General features: G+C 46.6%; 12 protein-coding genes. 11 read left to right on the top strand and 1 reads right to left on the bottom strand.

Annotation, left to right across the window (positions count from 1 at the left end):
- Nucleotides 1–72: 72 nt before the first annotated feature.
- The 3 genes from wcaJ (at nucleotide 73) to ugd (ending at nucleotide 4551) form a co-directional block, all read left to right on the top strand.
- The gene (gene wcaJ / locus EDF82_RS08400) at nucleotides 73–1470 is read left to right on the top strand and encodes an undecaprenyl-phosphate glucose phosphotransferase (protein WP_123755042.1); all 1398 of its coding nucleotides are present in this window, start codon (nucleotides 73–75) and stop codon (nucleotides 1468–1470) included.
- A gap of 262 nt (nucleotides 1471–1732) precedes the next feature.
- A complete protein-coding gene (gene gndA / locus EDF82_RS08395) occupies nucleotides 1733–3139 on the top strand; it encodes an NADP-dependent phosphogluconate dehydrogenase (RefSeq protein WP_123755041.1) in 1407 nt (468 codons plus the stop codon).
- Between the two features lie 245 nt (nucleotides 3140–3384).
- Nucleotides 3385–4551 carry a UDP-glucose 6-dehydrogenase gene (ugd, locus tag EDF82_RS08390; protein WP_123755040.1) on the top strand — a complete coding sequence of 389 codons (1167 nt, stop codon included), beginning with the start codon at nucleotides 3385–3387 and terminating at the stop codon, nucleotides 4549–4551.
- Nucleotides 4552–4942: 391 nt separating this feature from the next.
- Here the strand turns inward: ugd and EDF82_RS08385 are convergent, their stop codons facing one another.
- Complete coding sequence (locus tag EDF82_RS08385) at nucleotides 4943–5947, bottom strand: NAD-dependent epimerase (protein ID WP_123755039.1); 1005 nt, start codon at nucleotides 5945–5947, stop codon at nucleotides 4943–4945.
- Between the two features lie 1126 nt (nucleotides 5948–7073).
- Between EDF82_RS08385 and rfbB the strand changes: the two genes are divergently transcribed.
- From rfbB to EDF82_RS08345, 8 genes are all read left to right on the top strand, one after another.
- Nucleotides 7074–8138 (top strand): dTDP-glucose 4,6-dehydratase, encoded by a 1065-nt coding sequence (rfbB, locus tag EDF82_RS08380; RefSeq protein ID WP_123755038.1) that lies wholly within the window; start codon nucleotides 7074–7076, stop codon nucleotides 8136–8138.
- A gap of 15 nt (nucleotides 8139–8153) precedes the next feature.
- Entirely contained in the window at nucleotides 8154–9023 is an 870-nt protein-coding gene (rfbA, locus tag EDF82_RS08375; RefSeq protein ID WP_123755037.1) for a glucose-1-phosphate thymidylyltransferase RfbA, read from the top strand.
- A 32-nt stretch (nucleotides 9024–9055) separates the two neighbouring features.
- A complete protein-coding gene (gene rfbD, locus EDF82_RS08370; RefSeq protein ID WP_123755036.1) occupies nucleotides 9056–9946 on the top strand; it encodes a dTDP-4-dehydrorhamnose reductase in 891 nt (296 codons plus the stop codon).
- A 13-nt stretch (nucleotides 9947–9959) separates the two neighbouring features.
- Nucleotides 9960–10514 carry a dTDP-4-dehydrorhamnose 3,5-epimerase gene (rfbC, locus tag EDF82_RS08365; protein ID WP_123755035.1) on the top strand — a complete coding sequence of 185 codons (555 nt, stop codon included), beginning with the start codon at nucleotides 9960–9962 and terminating at the stop codon, nucleotides 10512–10514.
- 102 nt (nucleotides 10515–10616) lie between these two features.
- Nucleotides 10617–11447 carry a glycosyltransferase gene (locus EDF82_RS08360; RefSeq protein ID WP_123755034.1) on the top strand — a complete coding sequence of 277 codons (831 nt, stop codon included), beginning with the start codon at nucleotides 10617–10619 and terminating at the stop codon, nucleotides 11445–11447.
- Between the two features lie 30 nt (nucleotides 11448–11477).
- Nucleotides 11478–12311: an ABC transporter permease gene (locus EDF82_RS08355; RefSeq protein WP_123755033.1), complete on the top strand. Its 834-nt coding sequence runs from the start codon at nucleotides 11478–11480 to the stop codon at nucleotides 12309–12311.
- Nucleotides 12301–13629, top strand: coding sequence for an ABC transporter ATP-binding protein (locus tag EDF82_RS08350; protein ID WP_123755032.1), 1329 nt, complete (start codon nucleotides 12301–12303; stop codon nucleotides 13627–13629). The genes EDF82_RS08355 and EDF82_RS08350 overlap by 11 nt, the downstream gene beginning before the upstream one ends.
- A gap of 2 nt (nucleotides 13630–13631) precedes the next feature.
- Complete coding sequence (locus EDF82_RS08345) at nucleotides 13632–16955, top strand: hypothetical protein (protein WP_123755031.1); 3324 nt, start codon at nucleotides 13632–13634, stop codon at nucleotides 16953–16955.
- Nucleotides 16956–17007 lie beyond the last annotated feature (52 nt).

The following is a 17007-nucleotide window of genomic DNA, read 5'->3' as shown; positions in this document are numbered from 1 at the left end:
CTTTTAATCTGTGTTTTTTTCGTACCCTCACTTTAGGTTGTTGACCTACAGCTAACATGAGTGAAAAATAGAATGACAATTCTACATCATCGTACACGTGCAAATACAAATGCCTCATTGATCTCAATGGTTCAGAGGTTTTCAGATATTTCAATAGTTTTCTTGGGTTTGTATGTTGTTGCATGGATTAACAACAGAGATTTTGACTATAAACATATATTAATTGCTCTAATGGTTTTAGTTGTATTTCAAATGATCGGTGGCATGACGGATTTTTATCGGTCATGGCGTGGTGTTAAAATTTCCGCCGAACTTATTCTTATAATTAAAAATTGGACTCTTAGTACTCTCTTGGTTATGGGAGTCGTTTCGCTGCTACCTGAGTTTGATTTTAGTGTTAATGTTTTTATCTTCTGGTATATTTGTGTTGTCCTTGGTTTTATTATCTGTCGTTCGACTATACGTTTAGGCGCTGGTGTACTTCGTAAACTTGGATATAATACACGCCGAGTTGCTGTTGTTGGCTCTACACCGGCAGGTATAAGCCTTCTTCGTGGTTTTTTAGATGAGCCTTGGCTTGGGTTTGTAGTTAAAGGTATATATGATGATAATCCTTTAACTGATTATGGAGATGTTCCGTTTGGCGGTTCGTTATCTACCTTAATCCAGGATGCTCGCGACGGCAACATAGATCGTATATACATTGCACTTAGCATGAAGGATGAGCTCCTTATTAAGAGTCTGGTTGCTAAACTAACTGATACTACATGCTCGGTGCTGCTTATTCCTGATATCTTTACTTTCAACATTCTCCAGTCGAGGACGGAAGAAATTAATGGTGTGCCGGTTGTTCCTCTCTTTGATACACCGCTGAATGGTATCAACATGCTTTTTAAGCGTCTTGAGGATATTGTTGTTTCTAGTGTCATTCTTATTCTTATTTCACCAGTTTTATTTGTTATTTCTTGTGCTGTTAAAATTTCATCACCAGGGCCTATTATTTTTAGGCAGATTCGATATGGTATGGATGGTAAACCAATAAAAGTTTGGAAATTCCGCTCAATGACGGTTATGGAGAATGACGACAAGATAATTCAGGCTACTAAAAACGATGTCAGGGTAACGAAGGTTGGTCGTTTCTTACGCAGTACTTCTCTTGACGAATTACCCCAATTTATAAATGTATTGTTTGGTCAGATGTCTGTTGTTGGGCCACGCCCGCATGCAGTTTCTCATAATGAGCAATATCGCTCTTTAATTCAAGGGTATATGTTAAGGCATAAAGTCAAGCCTGGAATTACAGGGTTGGCACAGATTAATGGTTGGCGGGGTGAAACCGATACTCTTGAAAAAATGGAAAAGAGAATTGAATATGATTTGTTGTATATCCGTGGTTGGAGTATTTGGCTTGATCTTAAAATAATATTTCTAACTGTTTTCAAAGGCTTTGTTAATAAATCGGCATATTAATCTGCTGCTTTTTATTTATATTGAGGGGGCAGGTTGCAATAGCGTTTTTTGAGTGAATGGACGATGTATTATAAAACCGATGGTTGAATGAGTCCTGATAGGAGTGGAGTGAAATGTATTAGCGTACAATTTATAAATCTATTCAATTTTATTTTTTACTAAAAATGTTTTGCGCTATGAGCCTCACTAGCTTTAAGATAACATAATCATCGCTTTTAAACTGCGAACGTGTCGCAGTGACCACACCAGACAGGAGTATGTAATGTCCAAGCAACAGATCGGGGTTGTCGGTATGGCAGTGATGGGGCGCAACCTTGCGCTCAACATCGAAAGCCGTGGTTATACCGTCTCTGTTTTCAACCGCTCCCGTGAAAAGACCGAAGAAGTGATTGCCGAGAATCCAGGCAAGAAGCTGGTCCCACATTATACCGTTAAAGAGTTTGTTGAATCCCTCGAAACTCCACGCCGCATCCTTTTGATGGTCAAAGCCGGCGCTGGCACCGATAGCGCGATCGATTCACTTAAGCCGTATCTGGACAAAGGCGACATCATCATTGATGGGGGGAATACCTTCTTCCAGGACACGATTCGTCGCAACCGCGAATTGTCTGCTGAAGGTTTTAACTTCATCGGTACCGGTGTTTCTGGTGGCGAAGAGGGTGCACTGAAAGGCCCATCTATCATGCCAGGTGGCCAGAAAGAAGCTTATGAGCTGGTTGCGCCAATTCTCGAGCAGATCGCTGCTCGTGCAGAAGACGGTGAACCCTGTGTTGCCTATATTGGTGCAGACGGTGCTGGTCATTATGTGAAGATGGTGCATAACGGCATTGAGTATGGCGATATGCAGCTGATCGCAGAAGCTTACTCTCTATTGAAAGGGGGTCTGGCTCTTTCTAATGAAGAACTGGCAACAACCTTTACCGAGTGGAACGAAGGCGAGCTCAGCAGCTACCTGATTGATATCACCAAAGACATCTTCACAAAGAAAGATGAAGAAGGTAAATATCTTGTTGATGTGATTCTTGATGAAGCAGCTAACAAAGGTACCGGTAAATGGACCAGCCAGAGCTCACTTGACCTGGGTGAACCGCTGTCCCTGATTACCGAATCTGTCTTCGCGCGTTACATCTCTTCTCTGAAGGACCAACGTGTTGCAGCGTCTAAAGTCCTGACGGGGCCTAAATCTCAACCGGCTGGCGACAAGGCTGAGTTTGTAGAGAAAGTTCGTCGCGCTCTGTATCTGGGCAAAATCGTTTCTTATGCTCAAGGCTTCTCTCAGCTGCGTGCTGCGTCTAATGAATACAACTGGGATCTGAACTACGGTGAGATTGCCAAAATCTTCCGTGCCGGTTGCATTATCCGTGCTCAGTTCCTGCAGAAGATCACTGATGCTTACGAGCAGAATGCGGGTATCGCCAACCTGCTGTTGGCGCCGTACTTCAAGCAGATTGCTGATGAATATCAGCAGGCGCTGCGTGATGTCGTGGCTTATGCTGTTCAGAACGGCATTCCTGTTCCGACATTCTCTGCTGCCATTGCCTACTACGACAGCTATCGTTCTGCAGTCTTGCCGGCTAACCTGATTCAGGCTCAGCGCGACTATTTCGGTGCCCATACTTATAAGCGCACTGATAAAGAAGGCATATTCCATACTGAGTGGATGGAATAATTATTTCTGATCAAAGGTAATCAAGTCCCGGTTATTAAAAGACCGGGACTTTTCTATAAATCTCTCTCAATTTGAATTCATTCTGTTAAGAATGCATGCCCTCATTTTAGAGCTTTGCTACTTGCTCTCGACCATCCTGGTCTGTTTCTTGACATGCATCAGGACAGAGAGTAAAACCGCCAGAAGTGTTGATTACAGGGTGGCTACCATGCCGCCGTCCAGTTAACTGATTAAAGTGTGATCGAATGAAAATTACTATTTCCGGTACTGGTTATGTTGGTTTGTCTAACGGAATCCTGATTGCGCAGAACCACGAAGTGGTTGCGCTGGATATCGTACAATCTAAAGTTGATATGCTTAATCAAAAGATATCTCCGATTGTCGATAAAGAGATTCAGGAATATTTAGCCGAAAAACCGCTGAATTTTCGTGCGACAACGGATAAGCAAGATGCCTATCGCAATGCCGACTATGTCATTATCGCGACACCAACTGACTACGATCCAAAAACTAACTACTTCAACACCTCAACGGTTGAAGCCGTCATTCGCGATGTGACTGAGATTAACCCCAATGCCGTGATGATCGTCAAATCAACCATTCCGGTCGGTTTTACTCGCGATATCAAAGAGCGCCTCGGTATCGACAACGTCATTTTCTCTCCGGAGTTTCTGCGTGAAGGTCGGGCGTTGTATGACAATTTACACCCGTCGCGTATTGTTATCGGGGAACGCACCGAGCGTGCCGAGCGCTTTGCCAACCTGCTGAAAGAAGGTGCGATTAAGCAGGACATACCGACACTGTTTACTGATTCGACTGAAGCGGAAGCCATCAAGCTGTTTGCTAACACTTACCTTGCACTTCGTGTGGCCTATTTCAACGAACTTGATAGCTACGCGGAAAGCCAGGGTTTGAACAGCAAGCAAATTATTGAAGGTGTTTGCCTGGACCCGCGCATCGGTAACCACTACAACAACCCATCATTTGGCTACGGCGGTTATTGCCTGCCGAAAGACACTAAGCAATTGCTGGCGAACTACGAATCTGTTCCAAACAACATCATTGGTGCCATCGTTGATGCGAACCGTACCCGTAAAGACTTTATTGCGGACTCCATCCTTGCGCGTAAACCCAAAGTGGTTGGTGTTTATCGCCTAATCATGAAGAGCGGTTCGGATAACTTCCGTGCTTCTTCAATCCAAGGAATTATGAAACGCATTAAAGCCAAAGGTATCCCGGTAATTATCTACGAACCAGTCATGCAAGAGGATGAGTTCTTCAACTCTCGTGTGGTCCGTGATCTGGATGCCTTTAAGCAAGAAGCTGATGTCATAATTTCCAACCGCATGGCGGAAGAATTGTCTGATGTGGCTGATAAGGTCTATACCCGCGATCTGTTCGGCAACGATTAGTACCTTCTCATACCCAGTGCTGGCGGCGTTATCGCCGCTAGTCTGATTTAATATACCTTTCATCAACGCTCCCATTGATTATACTTCCCTCATCACCTCCTCGAATCCAACTATCATGTGATGTAGGTCGAAATTTCGCCCTAAATTCTTTGCCGGTTGAGTAGTGGTCGGATATGTTAAATCATACCTTGTAAAGAGCTGCCGTCACTGAGATGTAGATGCCGGAGATAAGCGCCGGAAGGGAAAAGAAGCCTGCAACGCGGGCTTTTTTGTTTTTGTACCTACGGGCTGGATGCCAGAGGTGGGGATGCTGTCTGTACTGAGATTTAAACAATTAAACAAACAAAGCCGCAATCTGATGATTGCGGCTGATAAAGCGTGATGTAGTTGCTCAGGCGTTGTAATACCCTTTATACCACTCCACGAAGTTCTTCACCCCGTGCTTAACCGACGTCTCCGGCTTAAAGCCTACAAGATCATACAGCGGCCTGGTGTCTGCACTGGTTTCCAGCACGTCGCCGGGCTGCATTGGCATCATGTTCTTCTCTGCCTCCATTCCCATCGCTTCTTCCAGTGCGGTGATATATTCCATCAACTCGACCGGTGAGCTGTTACCGATGTTGTAAACGCGGTAAGGAGCAGAGCTGGTTGCTGGGGAACCATTCTCTACCGTCCATTCGGCATCTGGCTGCGGGATCACATCCTGTACACGAATGATCGCTTCTACGATGTCATCGATGTAGGTGAAGTCGCGCTTCATTTTGCCGTAGTTATAGACGTCGATGCTTTTACCTTCCAGCATGGCTTTAGTGAATTTAAACAACGCCATGTCCGGTCGTCCCCATGGACCATACACCGTGAAAAAGCGTAATCCGGTGGTGGGAATGCCATACAGATGAGAATAGGTATGCGCCATTAACTCGTTGGCTTTTTTCGTCGCCGCATACAGAGACACTGGATGATCAACAGAATCGTCGGTGGAGAACGGCATTTTGCGGTTCAGGCCATACACCGAACTGGAAGATGCGTACAGCAAGTGCTGTACTTTGTTATGTCTGCAGCCTTCCAGAATGTTCAGATAACCGATCAGGTTAGCATCAGCATAAGCGTGAGGATTTTCCAGTGAGTAGCGAACACCGGCCTGTGCTGCCAGATGGATCACGCGTTCAAACTTCTCAGTGGCGAAGATTTGCTCCATTCCTTCACGATCGGCAAGATCGGTTTTAAAAAAAGTGAACAGGGGAGACTTCAGTAGATCCAGACGAGACTGCTTTAGATTGACGTCATAGTAGTCATTCATGTTGTCGATACCAACAACCTCGTGACCTGCCTCCAGAAGGTGCTTGCTTACATGAAAGCCGATAAATCCTGCGGCTCCAGTGACTAAAAACTTCATATTTATCCTCCGGGTTGGTTGTTCCCCGCTATATATATTTACAGATTTTACACTGGCTTGCCTCAGGGGTCATCTGCTTTACCGTTGCAGGATATGAGTAGATGAAATGACGTACCGCTCACCATTTCAGGTAGTACCTGAACGATTTCCGATGTATACGCTTCGTATTGCAAATGGTAATTATTATCACATGGTGAATACGTTAGCCTATTAATAATACCTGATGTTTTTTTATGGTGGCTATCCGGGCGGTCAGACTTTCAGCAAATCCTGGAGTTAGTTATCACTGCTCAATATTGTATCTATTTATAAATTTTCCGAATCATTTCTTGAAATCATTCGCAATTACTATACTAAACGCAGTGGTTTTTAAATTTTACCTTGTATATCATGTGGTTATAATTATTTTTTCTGTGTGTGTATATGATGTATCAATAATGTTTATTTCTTTCCTGAATGGATTCGCTGTGCTTTTTCATTTTTATTCTCCTGGACCAGAGCTATAATGCGCCTGTCATTCGAGCATCGTACAGATTCATTATTGCTAAAACTTACTATCAGCGATGGCAAAACGCTGGCGAATGGCATTTGTCTTAACCGGGCTTACCTGCAGAAGAAAGGTATAGCAGAGCGGTGCGAATACAGGCTATTCCACCCGGCTTAGTTCCGCGGAAGTTTGAGTTAGCTCTTGCCAGAAGGTAGCCGGCGTTTGCTGAATGGTTTTAAGCACTGGTGGGTTTTCGTGATGGTGAGCTGTCACGGTAGTGAGATGAATTGAGAAAGTCCTGATGGAAAGGAAGATGCAAAATGGAGAGAGTAACGGCTTCTTAAGTCACAAGATGTGCAGAGGGCCGGTTTGAAAACAGAGCTATATCCGTTGATATACCTCTGTTTTTAGCTTTTTGCTCAAAGATGACTAGTCTGCAAGTGGTTACTCAAGCTTCATATCAACAGCAGGTAAGCGTCAGGTCACGGTTTCAGTCTCTGGCTGACCTTGATTCGAGTATTAAGAATACAACACAGCAGCGTTACGCGCTTTGGTTGCGATAGCCAATGGCGGTAGCGTGTCTGAAATTTTTAAAATATGCCTGAATGGCATTTAACTTATTGAAAAACGAGAGAGAGTATGAAGATCCTTGTCACCGGTGGCGCTGGGTTTATTGGTTCTGCCGTCGTTCGTCATATCATTGAGAATACTCAGAATGACGTGCGCGTAATGGACTGCCTGACTTACGCAGGTAATCTCGAGTCTCTGGCTTCTGTAGCCGACAACAGCCGTTATTCTTTCTCGCGTACGGATATTACCGACGCCCAGGGCGTGGCTCAGCAGTTCAGTGAGTTTCAGCCTGATATCGTGATGCACCTGGCTGCCGAAAGCCATGTTGACCGCTCTATTGACGGCCCGGCCGCCTTTATCCAGACCAACCTGATTGGCACCTTTACTCTGCTGGAAGCAGCCCGTCACTACTGGTCCGCCCTCGATGCGACAGCAAAGCAGGCATTCCGCTTCCACCATATCTCCACTGATGAAGTCTACGGCGACCTCGAAGGCACTGGCGATCTGTTTACCGAAGAGACGCCGTATGCGCCGAGCAGCCCGTACTCTGCCTCTAAAGCCGGCAGCGACCATCTGGTCCGCGCCTGGAACCGCACCTACGGCCTGCCGGTGGTGGTGACCAACTGCTCCAACAACTATGGCCCATACCACTTCCCGGAAAAGCTGATCCCGCTGACCATTCTTAACGCCCTGGCGGGCAAACCGCTGCCGGTGTATGGCAACGGGGAGCAAATTCGTGACTGGCTCTATGTCGAAGATCATGCCCGGGCGCTGTATAAAGTGGCGACCGAAGGCCGGAACGGTGAAACCTACAATATCGGCGGTCATAACGAGCGTAAAAATATCGATGTGGTCAGAACAATTTGCGCCATTCTGGATAAAGTGGTGGAGCAGAAGCCCGGCAATGTCAGCCATTTCGCTGACCTGATCACCTTTGTTAAAGATCGCCCGGGTCACGACCTGCGCTATGCGATCGACGCGGCGAAAATTGAACGTGACCTTGGCTGGGTGCCGCAGGAAACCTTTGAAAGCGGGATCGAGAAAACCGTTCACTGGTATCTGAACAACACTACCTGGTGGCAGCGCGTGCTGGACGGCTCGTATGCCGGTGAACGTCTTGGTCTGAATAACTGATAAGGATATGACCAAATGAAAGGTATTGTTCTGGCCGGCGGTTCCGGCACCCGTTTATATCCCATCACCCTGGGCGTGTCTAAACAGCTGCTGCCTATTTATGATAAGCCGATGATTTATTACCCGGTATCGGTGCTGATGCTGGCCGGGATCCGCGATATTCTGATCATTACCACCCCGGAAGATATGCCGGCGTTCCAGCGTCTGTTGGGCGACGGCTCACAGTTCGGAGTGAACTTCAGTTACGCCATTCAGCCATCTCCGGATGGACTGGCACAGGCATTTATCATCGGTGAAGAGTTCATCGGTAACGATGCCTGTGCGCTGGTGCTAGGTGACAATATCTATTTTGGGCAGAGCTTCGGCAAGAAACTGGATGCTGCGGCCAGCAAAACGTCCGGTGCCACGGTGTTTGGCTATCAGGTCCTCGACCCGGAACGTTTCGGCGTGGTGGAGTTCGATGAACACTATAAGGCGCTGTCGATTGAAGAAAAACCGTTGAAACCAAAATCAAGTTGGGCGGTGACTGGCTTGTATTTCTACGACAACGACGTGGTAGAGATGGCGAAAGCCGTCAAGCCGTCTGCCCGCGGCGAGCTGGAAATCACCACCCTGAACCAGATGTATCTTGAGCGCGGCGATCTGCAGGTAGAGCTGCTGGGACGTGGTTTTGCCTGGCTGGACACCGGGACACATGACAGCCTGATTGAGGCCTCACAGTTCATTCATACCATTGAGAAACGTCAGGGGATGAAGGTTGCCTGTCTGGAAGAGATCGCCTTTAGAAATAAATGGTTGTCTGCTGAAGGGGTTGCGGCGCAGGCCGAAAAGCTAAAGAAAACTGAATATGGCGCCTATCTGCAACGTCTGCTCAGCGAACGTTAATCACCTACCGACGGTAAACAAGGTATTGAATCATGAAAATTTTACTGATTGGTAAGAATGGTCAGGTCGGCTGGGAACTTCAGCGTTCGCTGTCGACGCTGGGAGAGGTCGTAGCCGTTGACTATTTCGATACGCAACTGTGCGGTGACCTGACCAACCTGGAAGGCATTGCTCAGACCGTTCGTCAGGTGAGACCAGATGTGATTGTAAATGCAGCTGCTCACACCGCAGTCGATAAAGCGGAAAGCGAGCGTGAACTGTCTGACCTGCTCAATGACCGCGGCGTGGCGGTACTGGCTGAAGAGTCTGCGAAGCTGGGGGCTCTGATGGTGCATTACTCCACCGACTATGTGTTCGACGGGGAGGGCAGTCACTATCGTCAGGAAGATGAGGCCACCGGGCCGCTGAATGTCTACGGTGAAACCAAGCGCGCCGGTGAACTGGCTCTGCAGCAGAGAAACCCACGTCATCTGATTTTCCGCACCAGTTGGGTCTACGCGACTCGCGGGGCGAACTTTGCCAAAACCATGCTGCGTCTGGCGGGTGAGAAAGAGACGCTGTCGATCATCAACGATCAGCACGGTGCTCCAACGGGTGCTGAGCTGCTGGCAGACTGCACCGCTATCGCTATTCGCGAAGAGCAGCGGAACAAAGCGGTGGCAGGTATCTACCATCTGGTGGCCAGTGGCGAAACCAGCTGGTACGACTACGCGCGTTTTGTATTTGATGTGGCTCGTACGCACGGTTCGGTACTGGCGGTGAAAGAGGTCAACGGGATCCCAACCACGGCCTACCCGACACCGGCAAAACGGCCGCTAAACTCTCGTCTGTCGAATGATAAGTTCCAGCGGGTGTTTGGCGTGATCCTGCCGGACTGGCGCCAGGGTGTTGAACGAGTTGTTGTTGAAGTTTCAGGCAAATAAGTGAGCAGTTGAAATGAATATTATTAAAACAGACATCCCTGATGTCCTGATTTTTGAACCTCGCGTGTTCGGTGATGCGCGTGGTTTTTTCTTTGAAAGCTTCAGCAGCAAGGTATTTGATGAAGCGGTGGGTCGTCATGTTGAGTTTGTGCAGGACAACCATTCGCAATCGCAGAAGGGCGTGCTGCGTGGCCTGCACTACCAACTAGACCCGCATGCTCAGGGCAAACTGGTGCGCTGCACCGAGGGTGAAGTGTTCGACGTGGCCGTTGACGTGCGTCGTTCATCCCCGACCTTTGGTCAGTGGGTGGGGGTGGTGCTGAGTGCGGAAAACAAGCGTCAGCTGTGGATCCCGGAAGGTTTTGCGCATGGCTTTATGGCCCTGAGCGAAACCGTGCAGTTTGTCTATAAAGCGACCAACTACTATGCACCACAGTCTGAGCGCAGTATCCGTTGGGACGATCCGGATATTGGCATTCAGTGGCCTGCGATGAATGATTCTGCGCTTTCTTTATCTGAGAAAGATATGCAGGCTCATACACTGGCAACTGCTGAAGTTTATGCCTGATAGAGAATTGATTCGAAAAATTGATACGCTTAATACAACCTCTTTTTTTCACTATAATTATAATAACTAATGAGCTGTATTCACTCTAAAGGTAATCGATTAATGACTTATGAAGCAATGAAGCCAAATATTATCGCTTCTATTGTATTATTTAATCATTCCTATGATGATATTAAAGATACACTGACCTCATTATGTAATGAGAATAGTGTTGAAAAAGTTGTCTTAGTTGATAATGGTGGTTGCCAGTGGGTTACAGAACTAGACGAACCGAAGATTAGTTACATTAAATCTCCGAATAATTGTGGCTTTGGGGCTGGTCACAATCTGGCTCTGAAGGCTAATCCTGAATTCAATGGCTATTTTTTGATTTGCAATCCTGATGTTAGTTTTTCCAGAGGAGAGCTTGACCATTTATTGTCTTTTGCCTGGGATAATAAATATACATTCGTCTCCCCTAAAATTCTCTATAAAAACGGCGATCGGCAATATAGTTGCCGTTTATTACCCACGCCAGTCAATCTCTTTTTAAGACGATTTTTACCGACAACTGCGTTGAAGTTTGATCTTGAATATGAGTTGATGGATGCTGAGTACGATAAAGTTTTCTCACCGCCTTCAGTTTCCGGCTGCTTTATGTTGTTAACGAATGCTCTGCTTCAAAAACTTGATGGTTTTGATGAGCGTTACTTCATGTATCTGGAAGATGTCGATCTGTGTCGCCGGGCCTTGCCATTGACCAAAATATACTACTGCCCGGAAACGACAATTATCCATGTGTTCAATAAAGGGTCTTACAAAAGCAAGCTATTGCTTTGGTATCATGTGCGCTCGGCAATCTCCTACTTTAACAAATGGGGATGGTTTTTTGACCGTAAGAGGCATGCGTACAATAAAAAAGCCCTGCTTGAAATTCCCCGGAAGTTAGATTGATTTTTCAGATAATTTTATTACGAGTTTAAAATGAAAAACCCGCATCAAAAACTTTCATCATCACCCATAGAAATTGCCCGTAGTATTTCTGGTCACTGGAGCATCATTCTTCAGATGGCAAAGCGTGATGTCATCGGAAGATATAAAGGTTCAGTGATGGGCTTGCTTTGGTCCTTTTTAAACCCACTGTTCATGCTGACTGTGTACACTTTTGTGTTTTCGGTAGTATTTAAGGCTCGCTGGTCAGCTGGTGGTGACGAAAGCAGAACTCAGTTCGCGATAATCCTGTTTGTCGGTATGATTGTCCATGGCTTCTTCAGTGAGGTCATTAATAAGGCACCATTGATCATACTCAGTAATACGAACTATGTGAAAAAGGTTATCTTCCCTCTGGAAACCTTGCCTGTGATTTCTTTACTGGCAGCGCTGTTCCATACCGGTATTAGTTTGTTGGTACTGCTGGTGGCTTTTTTCCTCTTTAACGGCTATTTGCACTGGACAATTGTATTCTTGCCAGTGGTGTTCTTCCCGCTCATCATATTCTGTCTTGGCTTATCATGGATCCTGGCCTCTCTAGGGGTTTTCCTCCGCGACGTGAGTCAGACTACCGTCATTATTACTACCGTTATGATGTTCTTATCTCCGGTATTTTTCCCAATAAGCGCTTTGCCTGCAAAATATCATATTTGGATCATGCTTAACCCGCTGACCTTTATTATTGAACAAGCCCGCAGCGTTCTGATTTGGGGCGGGATGCCTAACTTCTTAGGTATCTTACTGTACTCCATGGGGGCATTAGTTGTCGCCTGGTTGGGTTTTGTCTTCTTCCAGAAAACAAGGAAGGGGTTTGCTGATGTCCTTTAATGAAATTGCAATCCAGGTCACAAATCTGAGTAAGTGTTATCAGATTTATGCGAGTCCGACCGACCGCTTAAAACAGTTTTTTGTACCAAAAATTCAGCAGGTCGCGCGTCGAGAGCGTAACTGTTACTTCCGGGAATTTTGGGCGCTGGATGACGTTTCCTTTAGTATCAAAAAAGGTGAAACCGTCGGGATCATTGGCCGTAACGGCGCGGGTAAATCCACGTTACTGCAGATTATCTGCGGCACCTTAACGCCTACGGCGGGTGATGTTCGGGTTAATGGGCGTATTGCGGCTTTACTGGAACTTGGCGCTGGTTTTAACCCCGAGTTTAGCGGGCGTGAAAACGTTTATTTGAATGGTTCCGTACTGGGGTTAACTAAAGATCAAATTGCGGCTAAATTTGCCGAGATCGAAGAGTTTGCCGACATTGGCCAGTTTATCGATCAGCCAGTTAAAACATACTCCAGTGGGATGTATGTACGTCTTGCTTTTGCCGTTCAGGCTTGTGTTGAGCCGGAAATTTTAATTGTCGATGAGGCGCTTGCTGTCGGCGATATTGGGTTCCAGTACAAGTGTTATAAACGGATGGAAGCTCTGCGCGCGAAGGGGGTTACCATTATCATGGTGACTCACTCAACCGGCAGTATTCTTGAATATGCCGACCGCTGTTTAGTGATGGATCACGGTAAGCTTATTGGTGATACGACGGATGTTCTGGCGGCGGTACTGGCCTATGAAAAAGGAATGATTCTTGCCAATGGCAGCGAGAAATCGGCCGTAAATAGCCAGGCCAGCAACGAGTCAGTGGAAGATATTAGCGTCGAACAACTCAAAGACATTCAGTCGCGTACGACTAACGAGGAGATTGGCGAGAAGCGCTTTGGTAGTGCACGCGCTATTATCGAAGACCTGACAATCTATAAATCTGACGGTACAACTCTTGCTGAGAAGCCATTGATTAAATCTGGCGAAGAAGTCACCTTCGATTTTACGATTTTGGCTACCGAAGAGATTAAAGATATTGCGTTAGGCATTTCGATGTCAAAAGCGCAAGGTGGAGATATCTGGGGTGACAGCAATATTGGCGCAGGTTCAGCGATTACGCTTCGACCCGGTCGTCAACGTATCGTGTATAAAGCCACGTTACCTGTAAACTCAGGAGACTATCTCATTCACTGCGGGCTAGCTATGGTCGGCAGTGGCAATCGCGAGGAACTTGATCAACGTCGTCCAATGATGAAGGTTAAATTCTGGTCTGCAAGGGAGTTAGGTGGTGTGGTTCACGCTCCGTTGAAAATCGTTTCGAATGGAGAGTAATTATGCTGGCAGTATTTTTACCTCCCTATCCATTCAGGGGGCTTAAAGCCCCTTACTTGTGGCTGTTTTTCAAATATCTGCACTGTGCGACAGATAAATTGCTGTTTATCACGGGTGATGAATATTTAGATATTATCGATGATGAAACGCAGCACGGACGCTGGGAATTTGACCCGGCGTCGATGGCGTCACTTGGGTATTCATTGCCCAATGATGTGACCATCGGGCGTCATGAGTACCTACACCTCGATAATGGTTTATACGAGACGTTACTCGCTCGTCATCATAATGATCCCATTAAATCGTTCTCGACATTCCTGACCGAGCGAATTCCTGCGCTGGAAACGGAACTGCATACTTTGCTGAACAGCAAAGTTGATCAGATTGATGCCTTTATCTCTATTTGTAACTGTCCTTCCCTGGAACATATTGCTCAGACGCTGGGTAAAGAGGTTATGCATGTAGAGATTGGTCCACTGCGTGCGCCGATGTACCGTAATACGGCGTATCTGGACTTTAGTGGCGTAAATGGTGGGACCGAGGCTCGTGCGCGGTATGAACAATGTCAGCGTGATTTTGATATCAAAGCCTCGCTGGATGATTTGCACCACTATTTCCTTGAGGTTGTCTCACCCTCTGACACTGCGACCCCTTCTGCTGCAGGTGTGGTTCTGCAGGTTGAAGATGACTCCAATCTCATCGCCTATAGTAATGATTTTACGAACATTTCACTGATTTCGTATGTTCGTCAGCATCATGAAAAAGACGATATTCTGGTGCGTGCGCATCCGGGGAGTTTATTCCGCTTAAGGGATGATGCCTTTACGATTGATGACTCAGCTAACAGTCTTGCTTTCATTCATAAGTGCGAAGAGGTCTTCACTATTAACTCAAGCGTTGGTCTTGAGGCAATATTAACCGGAAAGAAAACAACGGTTTTAGGTGACAGTTCTTACTCTTTTATCAATGAATTAGATGCTCCCGACAGAGTCAACGCCGCCGCATTCTATTTGTTCTCGTACCTCGTTCCCTTTGAACTGGTATTTAATCAGGATTACCTAGACTTCAGATTGCGCCATCCTGAAGAGCTGGAAATCGTCTGTAAGCATCTTGAATTTTACTCAGTTGATATGCCTGGTCGCCAGCCAGAGAAGGCGTATACACTATCAGCATTGATAAATGAAGCCATTTCCCAAGACAAAGCTATGCGAAAGATTTTAGAAAACACTCAGCAAGAACATAATAAACAACTTGATTTATTAAACACCCAAATTGATTTATTAAATAGCCAACTTGATTTGGCAAATGGCCAACTCGTTGCTGATGTGTCCGAACGCGAAAAGCTCGCGGCTACCCTCGCACAGATACAGGAAAAGGCTGAGAGTCAGGTTGCGGTCGCGGTTGAGGTTGCGGAGCAGGCTAAAGCCGGACTGCAGTCTGTAGTCGAAACGAAGCAGGAAGAAATTAACCGCATGCGTAACAGCCTGTCATGGAAACTGACCATGCCGGTGCGTATGTCGGGCAGAATTTGCCGCGGTGAATTTTCTACGATCAAAGCAATGACCCGGCAATATGTTCACTCGGGTAACGGGGCGTTATCGCGTTTCCTGCTCTCCGGTGGCCTCCTGTCGAAATCGAAGTATAAAACCGCATTACGCCTCATTATGTCCGGTAACTGGAAAGGCGCAGCGGACGGTTTTAAACGTGTACTCAACCGCGCAGCGACCGATTCTGCTCCGGCTGCGGCATTTCTTAATAACGGCGATGTACGTATTCTCGCAACACAGCACACATTATTTGTTGCTCACCTTATCGAGAAGAGCCTGCTTGAGAATGGCCTGACGGCGCAGGTCAGTACGTCATACGTTGCGGAACATGACAATGGTCAGTTGCATATCGTTGTCTGTCCGCAGATGTTTACGCAACTGCCTCAGCACTATATTGCCTTCCAGATGGAGCAATCGGTCAACTCAAGATGGTTTACCGAGGAGTATTTTGCCCGCTTAAATAACGCGGTCGCGATATTTGATTACTCACTGAAAAATATCGAATACCTTCTGCTGCAGGGCATTCCCTATCAGAAGCTGTTCTATATGCCGATTTCCAGCTATGCCGATTATCCTGCTTATCTCACGCAGATCGGCTATGACCTGAGCGAGCACAAAGGCGATAAAGCCGCAGATGTTTTATTCTACGGCGATCCCAATTGCGAACGCCGTAAGGCCTATCTGCAGGAGTTGAAGAAGCATTTCAACGTGACCATTGCGTCTGAAGTGTTTGGCGATCGACTGACCAAAATGGTCAAGGATGCGCGGGTTGTTATCAACATCCATTATTATGAGGATGCGCTGCTGGAGACAACGCGTTTGTATGAAACGCTGTCATTAGGTACGCCGATCGTCAGTGAAAGCAGTGCGGATATTGAAGAGCATCAGGACCTGCAGGGCGTAATTGATTTTTGTCCGGTGGGGGATATTCAGGCGATGGTAGAGAAGCTGCAGACGCTGCTGTCTGATGAGCAACACTACCAAGAGAAGCGGGCTGAAATTGCGCGCTTTACCGCGGAAGACAAGAAAAATAACGTCTATCTGAAGCGTTATCTGTTGTCGATTGATAAGCTCACATTCTCGCAGTATGAAAGCAGTTACGTCTTTGATGATGTTCAGGAAAACGATATCCCTCGTCTGTGCTTATCGCTGTCTGAAACGCCTGTACGCAGAAAAGCCTTCTTTAAGAGTCCTTCGCATGGGTTCCGTTTCTTTGACGGTATCCGTTACCGCATTGGATGGATTGGCTGCGGGATGAGCTATAAATATATGCTTTCCGGTATGTTAGCCAGCAAGGCGAAAATGGGTATTATCTGCGAAGATGACGTCATTTTCCCGCTTGATTACGACCAGAAGCTTAATAAGATCATCGACCATCTGCAGACTACCGAGATCAAATGGCATATTTTTGCCGGCATCATCGCCCATCTTCATGACGAGACCAAAGTCATTGATGTCAGGGAGATCGACGGTATCGAATATGTGTATATCGATAAAATGACCAGCATGGTGATGAACATCTATTCACGTAGCGGAATGGCGTTGATTTCTCAGTGGGATGAAAAAAACATTGATGCTGAAACCAATACCATCGACCGCTACGTTGAATCGGCAGAAGATCTGGTGGTTGTGACGACGGTTCCATTCCTGGTGGGGTATGCTGAGGAGCAGCAGTCCACGCTGTGGGGCTTTGAAAACTCGCAATATACGTCCTTAATTAAGGCCAGCGAAGAACTGCTGGCGAAAAAGGTCGCCGAGTTTAAACGCAACCGCGAATGACTATTGCCCTAAGGTAGGGTAAAGCAAAAGGCCGGTAGTTGAACGAACTCCT

It is taken from the genome of Klebsiella sp. BIGb0399 (assembly GCF_003752615.1).
GTDB lineage: Bacteria > Pseudomonadota > Gammaproteobacteria > Enterobacterales > Enterobacteriaceae > Klebsiella > Klebsiella lignicola.
This window is presented reverse-complemented; position numbering and strand designations above follow the sequence as displayed.